The following is a 12,346-nucleotide window of genomic DNA, read 5'->3' as shown; positions in this document are numbered from 1 at the left end:
AAATATCAATACGAAAAAAGGTTGCCATTGGCAACCTTTTTTTTTATGACTTTTTAACTTCTACAGTCCAGGCGAATTCATCGCCATCTACTTCAAACTTCTGATGCGAAGCTTCCGCACCCGATTTTTTCACTGCTTCCAGCAGTTCTTTTACTGCTTTTTCGTCCCAAGCGGCCTTTAACTGATCCGCCAATCGCAACTGATGAGACATCAATGCGTCATAGTGGCCGCCCAAAAGCTGCAACCGTTCTTCAATATTGTTCTTATCCAATCGGGAAACCGTCTCCGCAACTCGGGACGTAATATCATGTACCCAAACTTGCTGGTCTTCTTTACTAAATTTATCGTGCAACTGCCCCATAATCCAACTGGTAGTTCGAGTGGTCGTGTTACCGAAATTACTCTTTGCCCATTCTTCGTAGTTATTTGTATTTTGATTCAGCCACTGACCCGCGATTCGAATCAACAGGTCAGCCTGCATAAACAAAGGAGTCTGAAGTAACGCATATTCGTAAACATTGTTACCAACAGCAGAGTCTTTTACCAGCGACGAAGATTTGTTGTGACCCATTATCACCAGCTGTCCGCCCGGCTTAAGTACACGCATAATTTCTTTCAAAGCAGCGTTTTTCTCTGCATATTCAAATGCGAACTGGCTGACTACCAGGTCAACAGACGCATCATCAAATGGTAGCTTTTCCATCGGAGTTTCTGTATGAAAACTAATGTCTGCCAACTTATCCAGCATTTCTTTGTCATCACTGAACACCTGTTTCGGGTCAATAACCGCAGCGTCAGCAGCGTGCACATCAAGATTCAACTTTTCCGTTTTGCCATATTCGCTGACTAAAACGGCCAGAGCACCATTACCGCTTCCAACATCCAGTACAGAGGCGCCTTTCGGCAAATTCGCAAAATGTTGCAGCCAAAAGTCATTGACCTCCCCAGCATATCCACGTTTGGCTTCCCCTTCAGCAAAACTGCTAAGCGAAGGCACGTTATTCCAATATAAACTCCAATGTTTCATACAACTTTTATTCCACGAGTTATGAGCACACAGCGCACTTTATAAAAAGTCGCTACTCTACGAAGGTTAATTAAATGTAACTAGGCATACACCTTAACCGTCAATACTGGCTGCGCGCAAGTAGCGGCGCACAAAATCTGTCAGGAGGTAAGATTTGTCTTGCGCGCAAAAGTCGCTAAACTCTGAAGTCGCATCTTCTCACGATCCAAACATCAACTGCAGGTTTTATATATGTCAGACTTTCGTCAGCAAGCGCTTGATTACCATGCATTACCCTTTCCAGGAAAAATCAGCATCGAGCTGACTACTTCAGCAGAGACCAGTAAAGACCTGGCTTTAGCCTACAGCCCTGGAGTTGCTGAACCTGTCAGAGCTATCGCGGAAAATCCGGAAGATGTCTACAAGTACACAGCAAAAGGCAACATGGTTGCCGTGATCAGCAATGGGACTGCCATTCTGGGTTTAGGTAATCTGGGGCCGCTGGCTTCTAAACCGGTGATGGAAGGGAAAGCTTTATTATTCAAGCGCTTTGCAGGTCTGGATTCGATCGATATTGAAGTGAAACACCGCACTACCCAGGACTTTATTAACACAGTAGCTAGCATTGCTGACACCTTTGGCGGTATCAACCTGGAAGACATTAAAGCTCCGGAATGCTTTGAAATTGAACAGGCACTGATTGAACGCTGTGACGTGCCAGTATTTCATGATGACCAGCATGGCACCGCCATAGTAACAGCTGCGGGGCTGCTCAATGCTCTTGAAGTTCAGGGTAAAAACATAGCCGAAGCGCAAATAGTTTGCATGGGAGCGGGCGCCGCAGCTATCGCCTGTATGGAGTTATTGATTAAGTGTGGGGCCCAGCGCGAACATATTTACATGCTCGACTCAAAAGGCGTTATTCATACCCGCCGCGATGATTTAAATCAGTACAAACAGTTGTTTGCCAACAATACAGATAAACGCACCCTGACCGATGTAATCACCGGTGCAGATATCTTTATCGGAGTGTCTGGTCCGAACCTGTTCAGCCCTGAAAACCTGTCATTAATGGCACCTAACCCCATTGTGTTTGCCTGCTCCAATCCGGACCCGGAAATTAAACCTGAGCTCGCCTTAGCTACCCGTGATGATTTAATTATGGCAACAGGTCGCTCAGATTATCCCAATCAGGTCAATAACGTGCTTTGCTTCCCTTTTATTTTCCGTGGTGCACTGGATGTCAGGGCCAGCGCTATTAACGATGAAATGAAGCTTGCAGCCGTGGAGGCAATCCGGACACTGGCTAAAGAGCCGGTCTCTGAAGCCGTAATGCAGGCGGCGGGGGTTGATAAACTTCAGTTTGGCAGTGACTATATTATTCCTAAACCAATGGACCCGCGGCTGTGCAGCCGGGTCGCTAAAGCGGTAGCGGAAGCTGCCGTGCGCTCAGGTGTAGCGCGTATTGAATTACCCAAGAATTACATGCAGGAATAAATATACAAAAATAAAACTGAATATTAAAAAGGCTGCCTATGACGGGCAGCCTTTTCTATTCAGTGTTTACTCATCTTCAACCAACAGACCTTCCAGGCCTTCGCCCATGCCAGCAGGAGCAAAAATTTCGATCCAGTAACCATCGGGATCCTGAATGAACGCCAGGTTATTCATCTTACCGTCTTCAGGTCGCTTCACAAAGCTGACACCCAGGGAATCAAAGCGCTCACAGGCCGCTTTCAAGTCCGGTACCGCAAACCCAATGTGACCAAAACCTTTAGGTTCCTGATTCCCATTATGGTACTGCAGGTCTTCTTTATCTTCGTCGCCCCAGTTATGGGTGAGCTCCAGCATAGCCGGCCGACCAAATGTCTGCTCTAGCCGTTGCTCTGAATCTGATGACCAGTTCTCCAGTTTCTCAGATGGAATTGCGGCAAGAAAATAGAGGGTGAATTTCATTTCCGCAAAGGCAAGTTTTTTAACCAGTGTCATGCCCAGAACCCGGCTATAAAAGTCGAGGCTGCGTTCCGGATCTTTAATCCGTAGCATGGTCTGATTAAATACATACTCATCGGTTGCGCTGTCACGAGCTTCACAAAGCCCGGCAGCTTTTTCAAAATGACGACTCATTTCAGGCTCCTAGTTAATCTTCTTCTCCATATAAATCATCAGGGCCTATTTCTATTCCCCGCTCGGCCAGCACTTCACGCACGCTCGCCGGGATTTTATGAGGATTATCTTTACGCAAATCGTCATCTGCAGGCAGCGGCTGACCGGTAAAAGCGTGCAGAAATGCCTCACACAGCAATTCACTGTTGGTGGCGTGCCGCAGGTTGTTCACCTGGCGTCGGGTGCGCTCGTCAGTCAGTACCTTGAGTACCCGCATCGGAATAGATACCGTTACTTTCTTAACTTGCTCGCTTTTTTTACCATGTTCCGCATACGGATAGATGTAATCACCATTCCATTGCATGAGTAGACCTCTTGTTGGGATATAGTTCGCCAAAGGCGACAATAGTTATAAGCTTATGACAAACCAATTATCGCTTTTTTTAGCCTCTTTGGCCATCTAAACTTCTATTTACTTGCCACTTTAGTTATGCTCTGCGACACATTACTATTTTCGATACATTATGTAGGCGCAGTACATGACAAACAACTCTTCTATCCCTGCTGAGCGCATTCAAACCATTGCCGACCAGGTTCAGGTGCATAAGTTTGGCGGCAGTAGCTTGGCCGATGCGTACTGCTATCGACGTGTTGCCCGTATCGTGACTGAATATGCTGGCGCCAGCGACCTGGTTGTGGTGTCTGCTGCAGGCGATACCACTAACCGTATTCTGGCCATTCTTGATGCCCGTCATACTCAACCAGAATATGCACCGGTGTTACTCCAGGCGCTGAAAAGTTATCAACAGGGTTTGATTGAAGAATTATTGTCCGGTCGCCAGCAAGAACAATTATTCGAGTTATCGGAAGGCGACTTTCGTCGCCTGCAAAGCTGGCTTATCGGCGATGAAGAGATTCCTCAGGCAGAACTCTGCGCGTATGGTGAGCTCTGGTCATCGCGGTTGTTGGCGACTTTGCTGCAAAAACAAGGCACACGCGCGGACTGGATAGACAGTCGCGACTTCCTGAGTGCTGACGATGCGGCTGAGCCTATTATCGATACCTCCAGTAGCCGAGAGAAACTCATCCAGCGTATCGCGCCACATTCTGGTACCCGCTTTATAGTGACCGGATTTATCTGTGCCGAGCGGGATACCGGCCGCACCCTGCTACTGGGCCGTAACGGCAGTGATTACTCTGCGACCTTAATCGGCAGTCTGATTGACGTAAAACAGGTCACTATCTGGAAAGATGTCGCGGGAGTTTATTCCGCTGATCCACGCAAAGTTGAGCGTGTCGTCAGCCTGCCTTCACTGGACTGGGCCGAAGCCGAAGAACTGGCGCGTCTGGGGAGCCCGGTTTTACACCCCAGAACTTTCCAGCCGGTGAACCGTGAACGCATGATCATTAACGTGCGTTCCAGCTTAAAAGTGGAGAACCAACAAACCCGTATTGGCCAGTATGATTTTACCGAAGCCCAGGCCAAAGTGCTGACTTCGCTTCAGGATGTAGTTCTGTATAGCATTCCGTTAAGCCAGCAGGGCGTAATCAGAAACTTTGAAGCCATGAACCTGACGCCGCTGGTTAGCTGGTCAGAAAGCGAATCGGCAGAGAAATTCTATGCTTTTCACCAAAACCACCTGCAGTTTATTCAACAATGGCTGGCTGCCAAAGATGCCGAACATCATGTACACGAAGTCAGTGGTTACAGCATGGTGGCGCTGGTCGGTGCGCGCATCGCTGAAAGCAAGCAATATGCAGTGCTTAAGCGGGAAGTAGAAGAGCAGAGCCTGCGTCATTTTATGCTGGCGGACAATAAAAACTCAGCAATAGCGCTTTTAGGACAAAAACTCGACCAACGCCTGTTAAACCGCCTGCATAGTCTGCTATTCAACTTCCGCCGTAGCATCGGCATTCTGGTCTTGGGCCGTGGCAATATCGGCAGCGAGTGGATCAGCCTTTTCCGCCAGCAGCGTGACCGCCTGAATGAAAACGTGGATGTCCGTATTATGGGCATAGCCAACTCAAAACGTCTGTGGCTTGACTACGGCGGCGTCGACCTGCAGGACTGGACTGATAATTTTGACCGGCTGGCACGCCCGTATGTGTTAACTGAATTATTACGTGAACTACCCAACGCGCCTTTTGACGAACTGGTGGTGATGGACTTAACAGATGCTCGTGAAGTCGCTCGCCTGTACCCAAGCTTTTTTGCCAATGGCATGCACATAATCAGTGCCAATAAGCGTGCTGGAGCAGCGGAAGAAGCTTTGTACCGCGAAATCAGAACCATCCAGCACGAATACAAGCGCGAATGGCTTTACAACACTACCGTTGGTGCCGGTTTGCCGCTGAACTATGCCATTAACGACTTAATGAATTCCGGCGACAAAATCCGCAGTATCGCCGGCATATTTTCCGGCACCATGAGCTGGTTGTTCGAGAACTTCGACGGCAGCATGCCTTTCAGTGACCTGGTCCGCCAGGCCAGAGAGCAGGGCTTTACTGAACCCGACCCACGAGAGGACCTGTCCTGCCATGACATAGTCCGCAAACTCTTAATTGTCGCTCGGGACATCGGTGCTCAACTGGATTGGCAGGACGTCGAAGTGTCCGGTCTGGTTCCCTGGCAGTTACAAACCGTCAGCCAGAGTGAGTTTCTGGAACGTCTGGATGAACTGGACGAACCTATGCAGAAGCTTAGACAAGACGCTCAGGACGAGGGCAAAGTACCCCGTCTGATGGCGAGTTTCTCAGTTGAAGAAGGGCGCAGTTATGCCCGTGTTGGCATCGAGTTCATTCCAGAGGGCGACATGCTGGCAAACCTGATCCCAGGCGAGAATATTTTTGTTATTCACAGCGACTGGTATCAGGAAATGCCATTGGTAATTAGCGGCCCAGGTGCCGGTCGCCACGTGACTGCCGGCGGCGTACAGTCTGATCTGCATCAGTTACTGGGCCACCTCGCCGCGCAGCAGAGCCATTAACGAAATAGTTCGTCATCGTCATCTTCAAACAAACGTGGCGAACTGTCTTCCTGCTCCACAAACTGGGTTGGTTCGGTACCACGCACAAAGTATTCAAAACGACTGGTGTAGCCAGACTGATTACTTAGCAACCCTGTGTCTTCATCGATTCGCACCGAGACCATGTCTGTAGGCAGCTCCAGAGGTTCAGACGGGAAGTCTTCGAGTGCGCTACGCATAAATTCGATCCAACCTGGTAACGCCGTTGTCGCACCGGCTTCTGAACCAACAATAGGTTGCCTGTTGCGGCCCAGGTTCGAATTCAGAGTAGTGCGCCCCAGCGCATTTTCTACATTATCGAAACCAACCCAGGTAGCCGCTACGATACCCGTTGAATAACCCACAAACCAGGTGTCACGAACATCGTTAGTAGTACCCGTTTTGCCCGCAATATTTTGATTCCGCAGGTTCTGAGCACGCCAGCCAGTGCCATTCCAGCCAGTCTGATTAGGCCAGCTCCCGCCGCCCCAAATCGCTGAGTTTAACCCTTCGGTAATCAGAAACGCAGTTTGTTCAGATATAACACGCGGTGCCTGTGGCAGCTCGTGCTCCCACCAGTCTTCGTAAAGCTCCCGCAACTGACAGTCAGCACAGGTAACCGGAGGGCTGGCGACATAAGTGTCATTGCCATCCGAATCTTCAATCCGAGCGATAAAGTGCGGGTCTACCAGATAACCCCCATTCGCAAAAACAGCAAAAGCTCTGGCCATCTCTAGCGGTGTAAAAGAGGCTGACCCCAGAGACAGAGACTCATTGCGTGGAATATCTTCCGCGGCAAAACCAAAACGTTCCATATATTCGGCAGTGCGGTCTACACCTACAGAGCGGATCAAGCGCACAGAAACCACGTTCTTGGAACGAGCTAATGCTTTGCGTAACCGAATCGGGCCATCATAAACTTCCGGCGAGTTACGCGGACGCCAGGCAGAGCCTGCACCTGGGTTCCATTGTGTAATAGGCGCATCGTTGACCAGCGTACCTAACGTATAGTCATCATCCAGCGCGGCGGCATAAATAAAAGGTTTAATGGTTGAACCGACCTGACGTCTGGCCTGCAACGCCCGATTATATTGGCTCATACCAAAACTATAACCACCTACTATAGCCGCTACTGCGCCACTATCAGGCTGCAGAGCAATCAGTGCTGAGCTCGGCCCCGGCACCTGAGCAAGCCGATAACTGCTACCGTCGTCCAGACGACGAACCCAGATATGATCACCTTCAGTAAGAATATCTGCGGCGGTTTCAGGCGCAGGTCCCTGGCGATCTGCATCAATGTAGGGACGCGCCCAGTCCATTGCCTGCCAATCCAGCTGATAACTGTCGCCATTACGCAGCATAAGCTGAGCTTCCTGCTCGCCGACATCGATCACGACGGCTGGCACCAGCGGACCAAATGTACGCTGACGACTTAAATATTCAATTATTTCATCACTTTCCCAACGCTCGCTACCGCGCCGTTCAGGAATAGCCCGGGTTTCCGGATCCAGTAACGTCTGCTCAGGTTCTTCATCTTCAGACATAACCTCCCGCGCCAGGTCACCCCACAGGCGATTTACCGGCCCACGATAACCATGTCGTTCATCATAGGCATGCAGGTTATCGCGAACCGATTTTTCAGCCGCTAGCTGATGTTCAGAATGCACCGTGGTGTAGACTTTAAAACCACTGGTATAAGCGGTTTCCGCACCATAACGTTCAACCATTTCATGACGCACCATTTCCGCCAGATAAGGCGCAGAAACTTCGATAACCGCACCGTGATAACGGGCCGTTACAGGAGCGTCAAAAGCGGCCTGGTATTCTTCATTGGAAATAAGATTCTCGTCCAGCATACGACGCAATACAATGCGCCGGCGTTGCACTGAAGCCTGTGGGTTACTAATCGGGTTAAGAATGGAAGGACCCTGCGGTAACCCTGCAATAGTCGCTATTTCAGCCAGGTTCAACTGACCCAGTTCACGACCATAATAAACCTCCGCCGCCGCACCCACGCCATATGCACGATGTCCTAACGCCAGCTTATTTAAATAGAGCTCAAGAATCTCGTCTTTGCTCAGCAATTGCTCAATATGCAGCGCAATAAAGGTTTCTTTGATTTTCCGCATCCAGGCCCGTTCACGGGTCAGGAAGAAGTTCCGCGCCAGCTGCATAGTGATAGTACTGGCACCCTCACGAATAGAGCCAGTCGTCACAAGCACCCGAAAAGCACGTAATACGCCTATAGGGTCAACGCCGCGGTGGTCATAAAAACGACTGTCTTCGGTAGCCAGGATAGCGTCGATCATCGGCTGAGGGATATCTTCAAGGGACAGAGGGATTCGCCGTTGCTCACCAAACTGAGAGACTAACTTTCCGTCCGCGGTATAAACCTGCATTGGAATCTGCAAACGCACATCACGCAGTGTGTTAACGCTGGGCAACTCTGGCTTTACGTAATAATAAAGACCAACAATGCTGCCTACTGTCAATAAAGCCAGGGTAATTAACGTCAACAGGAGATATTTAATAAACTTCAAGGCAAGCCCCAATATGCAGCATAAAATGGTAAAACAACGGGGCATTATACGGCTTTTCTGCGCTAAATTTAACCAATTTCACGTAAATAAGTAATGGCTTACAGGATCTTTGCCAAATTATGGCATAGCTTTAAGCCTAATGGCGCAGGGAGCGCCCAGACTGACAGGGATAGCACATGAGTATTTTCCGACCGCAGCCTAAACCAGTGCTGGCACTGCACATGCAAGCCGCTTGTTTTACTTTAATAAAACTGATGACTGGGCAGGGCGAATCGCATGTACTTGCCTTAACCCAGTCACCATCTCTCTCTCACGTTGTTAAGACGCTTAAACAACACCTGAGTTCCCGGCCACTGAAAAATTTTTACCGCCGACCACAAGTATCGCTTAGCTTATCAGCCGACCAATATCAGCGGCTGACACTCAACATGCCACAACACTTAAAGTCGCCAGAAATCCTGCCTACTTTAAGCTGGTTATTGGAGCAACAAGGCTTCACCCCCTTAACCCAGTGGCAATGGGACTATCAGCTTTTAACCACGGAAGGGTCATTAAGCGCTGATGTGATGCTTCTGCAAAAATCAGTGCTGGCAGATATGCTGCAAACCTTTGCTCTTTCTCTGTCGCAATTGACGCTCATTTGTCCTGAATCGGATCTGAATGACTTTGCTGAACCAGCTGCCAGACTTCTTGCACAATACCAGTTACCCGGACCGCTATTTAATTTTAATGCCGCCGATACCTGCGCTCGCACCGCCCTGGCTGCTGCCGGAGTTCATCATGCTTAATCTGGCAAGACCGCGGCCAGTGCAGGCAGCACGGCAAACTAAAGTCATGCGCTTCGAACTTTGCTGCGGTCTTTGCGTTTTCGCGCTGGGCTGCATCATGACCTGGCACTCCTGGCCAAACGATCAGGTTATGCCATCGCTACCTTTACCCAAGGCGCCACCTATCGCGACTCAACCGTTGCACCAGCACTTTACTGTCTGGCAGCTACTGCATCAAAACAGACCTCCCTCATTGCAAATCAGTCAGCTTGAATACGCCAGTCAGCAATGGCTGGTACAACTATTTACCAACGATTTAGCCCAGTTTTATGACTGGCAGGAAAAATTACAGCAAGAGCAACGACTGAGCATCGAACTGCAACAAAGCCAGACCTCAAATCAGGGGTATCGAATCAGGTTAGCGGTATCGTTATTATGAGTTTAAATTCGCTACGCCTTTACTGGACTCAACTTTCGTCCTTGCAACGACGTGCTGGCATACTGTTATTCTGCATTCTGCCCTGGCTACCTTGGTACTGGGCGCCAGCGCCCGCTCCCACAGTGACCAAAATGCCAGCTGAACCTGCAGTGCAGACACTGCCACTTTTCAGCGATAATCAATTACAAAACATGTTGCAGCAACATGATATTCAAATTCAGCAACTTATCTTTCAGTCTCATGGTATACAGCTACGTTTTAGCAGCCACTGGTCCAATTTTCATGCCTGGCTAAAGGCCATAGCGGAAAGTTCTCATCAGCTGTATTTTTATCAATTACAAACCAACGAAGGCAACATCAGTGGACAACTGACTCTGAACCGCGCGCGTTATCAGCGCGGCCCTGACTTAGCTCATATAGAATCTCTGCTTCCTCCACCACCGGAGCAACATACAGCAGCTCAGGAAGAGACTCCTTGCCTGCAAACGCCTATACCCGCCATCCAAATTCGTGCTATTTGGCCGCAACGCAACTATGTAGTGCTTTCCAAATCAGCCCAACCAACAAGCTTACAGCGAGTTTATATACAGCATTTATTGCCCGGTGAACGCTGGCGTTTAACCGCAATTAACGAAAAGAGCATTGAAATTTCAGCGTTATCTTCCCATTTATCATGTTCGCAGCAACGACAGCTGAGCATGAATTAGCGATAAAACCGACTCAACAGCTATCATCGGTTGCCATTTTGCACTCAAGTTGCGATAATCCGGTGTCTTTTTTTCGCAGGTTCAGGGGTGCTAATAAAACACTCGTTTCTTTTTAAGTAACAGCTATTAAGTGATGTAAACAAGATATGGCTGAAAAGCGCAATATATTCCTAGTAGGTCCCATGGGTGCTGGCAAAAGTACCATTGGTCGACAAATCGCACGTACGCTTCACCTTGATTTTTATGACTCCGATTCCGAAATCGAAAAACGGACCGGGGCCGATATCAGCTGGGTTTTTGAACTCGAAGGTGAAGAAGGTTTTCGTGCGCGTGAAGAAAAAGTCATCGGTGAGTTAACCGAGCATATGGGCATAGTGTTAGCGACTGGTGGCGGTTCCATCATGAGCAAAGAAAACCGCAACCGCCTGTCGGCTCGCGGCATTGTCGTGTATCTGAAAACCACTATTGATAAACAAGTGGCACGTACCGAACGCGATAAACGACGCCCATTAATTGCCGAAGCAGAGAACCCAAGAGAAGTATTGGAGACTCTCGCCGAATCGCGTGACCCGCTATACGAAGAAATCGCCGACGTAGTAGTGGAAACCGATGAGCAAAGTGCTAAAGTCGTAGCATCTCAAATTATTGATCAGCTGGGCTTTTAGCGCCACTGCATTCAGGGTAAAGCTATGCAGCAAATCACAGTGCAACTTGGCACGCGTAGTTACCCGATAAGCATCGGCAGCGGACTGCTGCCGATGCTCAGCTCCCAACTAAAGAAGCACTTACGGCGCCAGGTATTTATCATCACCAATACCAGGGTGGCGGAGCTGTATCTGGAGAAGGTTAAACAGGCCCTGCAGCCGGACCATCAGATTAACTGGTTTATTATGCAGGACGGCGAAGCCTATAAAAACTTCGAGTCCTATCAACAAGCGCTCGACCATCTGATTACCGCCAGTTATGGCCGTGACTGCACGGTCGTTGCGCTGGGCGGTGGCGTGGTGGGCGATCTGGCCGGTTTTGTCGCCGCGAGCTATCAGCGTGGCGTTGATTTCGTGCAACTACCCACAACGCTGCTTTCCCAGGTTGACTCATCTGTTGGCGGCAAAACCGCTATTAATCACCCTCAGGGCAAGAACCTGGTAGGCGCTTTTCACCAGCCACAAGCCGTAGTTATAGATATCGACTGCCTGCAAACCCTGCCAGAACGTGAACTGAAAGCAGGACTTGCTGAGATTATCAAATACGGCATTATGGCGGACGCTGAGTTTTTTGCCTGGTTAGAGACCAACATCAAAAAATTACTGGAACTGGATGCCGAAAGCATTACGTATGCCATTGCTACCAGCTGCCAGATAAAAGCCAATGTAGTCGCTGGCGATGAACGCGAGAAAGGCCAGCGTGCTTTGCTTAATTTAGGGCATACCTTTGGCCACGCTATTGAAACCGCCAGCGGTTATGGTAACTGGCTGCACGGCGAAGCTGTCGCCGCAGGCATGGCCATCGCGGCTCAGGTAGCGCAATGTGAAGAATTAATAAGCAACCAGGATTACCAGCGTATTTTACGTTTACTGGTCGCTGCCGGTCTTCCGGTTAATGCGCCTTCGACTATCAGCTGGCCAGAATGGCAACAGCTCATGGGACGTGATAAAAAGGTACAGGCGGGCCAGATCAGGTATGTGTTACCCACAGCCATTGGCGCCGCAAAAATTACCACTGATATTTCAGACTCAACCCTGCAGCAGTGCGTGGCTGAAGTTCGCGCCTTATAAC

11 protein-coding genes are annotated in these 12,346 nt (G+C 49.4%); 7 read left to right on the top strand and 4 right to left on the bottom strand.

All coding sequences use genetic code 11. The features are described 5' to 3' along the window. Positions 1 to 43: 43 nt before the first annotated feature. The gene (locus tag CWE09_RS11995) at positions 44 to 1,027 is read right to left on the bottom strand and encodes a class I SAM-dependent methyltransferase (protein WP_126804298.1); all 984 of its coding nucleotides are present in this window, start codon (positions 1,025 to 1,027) and stop codon (positions 44 to 46) included. Between the two features lie 231 nt (positions 1,028 to 1,258). Between CWE09_RS11995 and CWE09_RS11990 the strand changes: the two genes are divergently transcribed. Further along, complete coding sequence (locus tag CWE09_RS11990; protein WP_126804297.1) at positions 1,259 to 2,503, top strand: malic enzyme-like NAD(P)-binding protein; 1,245 nt, start codon at positions 1,259 to 1,261, stop codon at positions 2,501 to 2,503. 66 nt (positions 2,504 to 2,569) lie between these two features. On the opposite strand, the gene gloA is transcribed toward CWE09_RS11990, so the two are convergent. Together gloA and metJ are read right to left on the bottom strand one after the other, a co-directional pair. Then, positions 2,570 to 3,133, bottom strand: a complete 564-nt coding sequence (gloA, locus tag CWE09_RS11985) for a lactoylglutathione lyase (protein ID WP_126804296.1) — start codon at positions 3,131 to 3,133, stop codon at positions 2,570 to 2,572. Positions 3,134 to 3,146: 13 nt separating this feature from the next. Continuing rightward, on the bottom strand, positions 3,147 to 3,476 hold the full coding sequence (metJ, locus tag CWE09_RS11980) for a met regulon transcriptional regulator MetJ (RefSeq protein WP_126804295.1): 330 nt from the start codon (positions 3,474 to 3,476) through the stop codon (positions 3,147 to 3,149). A 175-nt stretch (positions 3,477 to 3,651) separates the two neighbouring features. On the opposite strand from metJ, the gene metL reads away from it, so the two are divergent. After that, positions 3,652 to 6,099: a bifunctional aspartate kinase/homoserine dehydrogenase II gene (gene metL, locus CWE09_RS11975; RefSeq protein WP_126804294.1), complete on the top strand. Its 2,448-nt coding sequence runs from the start codon at positions 3,652 to 3,654 to the stop codon at positions 6,097 to 6,099. Here metL and CWE09_RS11970 read toward each other — a convergent pair. Then, positions 6,096 to 8,657, bottom strand: a complete 2,562-nt coding sequence (locus tag CWE09_RS11970) for a penicillin-binding protein 1A (RefSeq protein ID WP_126804293.1) — start codon at positions 8,655 to 8,657, stop codon at positions 6,096 to 6,098. The two genes, metL and CWE09_RS11970, sit on opposite strands and share 4 nt — an antisense overlap. 176 nt (positions 8,658 to 8,833) lie before the next feature. Here CWE09_RS11970 and CWE09_RS11965 point away from each other — a divergent pair, with 176 nt between their 5' ends. From CWE09_RS11965 to aroB, 5 genes are all read left to right on the top strand, one after another. After that, positions 8,834 to 9,445 (top strand): hypothetical protein, encoded by a 612-nt coding sequence (locus CWE09_RS11965; protein WP_126804292.1) that lies wholly within the window; start codon positions 8,834 to 8,836, stop codon positions 9,443 to 9,445. Next, entirely contained in the window at positions 9,438 to 9,863 is a 426-nt protein-coding gene (locus CWE09_RS11960; protein ID WP_126804291.1) for a hypothetical protein, read from the top strand. Before CWE09_RS11965 ends, CWE09_RS11960 begins: the two co-directional genes overlap by 8 nt. Beyond that, entirely contained in the window at positions 9,860 to 10,570 is a 711-nt protein-coding gene (locus CWE09_RS11955) for a hypothetical protein (protein ID WP_126804290.1), read from the top strand. Before CWE09_RS11960 ends, CWE09_RS11955 begins: the two co-directional genes overlap by 4 nt. Positions 10,571 to 10,716: 146 nt before the next feature. Further along, the gene (aroK, locus tag CWE09_RS11950; protein ID WP_126804289.1) at positions 10,717 to 11,235 is read left to right on the top strand and encodes a shikimate kinase AroK; all 519 of its coding nucleotides are present in this window, start codon (positions 10,717 to 10,719) and stop codon (positions 11,233 to 11,235) included. A gap of 24 nt (positions 11,236 to 11,259) precedes the next feature. Continuing rightward, positions 11,260 to 12,345 (top strand): 3-dehydroquinate synthase, encoded by a 1,086-nt coding sequence (gene aroB / locus CWE09_RS11945; RefSeq protein WP_126804288.1) that lies wholly within the window; start codon positions 11,260 to 11,262, stop codon positions 12,343 to 12,345. Position 12,346: the final 1 nt, after the last annotated feature.

The organism is Aliidiomarina minuta, from assembly GCF_003987145.1.
Classification (GTDB): domain Bacteria; phylum Pseudomonadota; class Gammaproteobacteria; order Enterobacterales; family Alteromonadaceae; genus Aliidiomarina; species Aliidiomarina minuta.
The sequence above is the reverse complement of the archived record's forward strand: the minus strand, read 5'-3'. Positions and strand labels throughout refer to the sequence as shown.

Bases quoted from the DNA above. Each gene is read 5' to 3' on its own strand.
- CWE09_RS11995 (WP_126804298.1), bottom strand. From the start codon at position 1,027: ATGAAACATTGGAGTTTATATTGGAATAACGTGCCTTCGCTTAGCAGT.
- CWE09_RS11990 (WP_126804297.1), top strand. From the start codon at position 1,259: ATGTCAGACTTTCGTCAGCAAGCGCTTGATTACCATGCATTACCCTTT.
- gloA (WP_126804296.1), bottom strand. From the start codon at position 3,133: ATGAGTCGTCATTTTGAAAAAGCTGCCGGGCTTTGTGAAGCTCGTGAC.
- metJ (WP_126804295.1), bottom strand. From the start codon at position 3,476: ATGCAATGGAATGGTGATTACATCTATCCGTATGCGGAACATGGTAAA.
- metL (WP_126804294.1), top strand. From the start codon at position 3,652: ATGACAAACAACTCTTCTATCCCTGCTGAGCGCATTCAAACCATTGCC.
- CWE09_RS11965 (WP_126804292.1), top strand. From the start codon at position 8,834: ATGAGTATTTTCCGACCGCAGCCTAAACCAGTGCTGGCACTGCACATG.
- CWE09_RS11960 (WP_126804291.1), top strand. From the start codon at position 9,438: ATGCTTAATCTGGCAAGACCGCGGCCAGTGCAGGCAGCACGGCAAACT.
- CWE09_RS11955 (WP_126804290.1), top strand. From the start codon at position 9,860: ATGAGTTTAAATTCGCTACGCCTTTACTGGACTCAACTTTCGTCCTTG.
- aroK (WP_126804289.1), top strand. From the start codon at position 10,717: ATGGCTGAAAAGCGCAATATATTCCTAGTAGGTCCCATGGGTGCTGGC.
- aroB (WP_126804288.1), top strand. From the start codon at position 11,260: ATGCAGCAAATCACAGTGCAACTTGGCACGCGTAGTTACCCGATAAGC.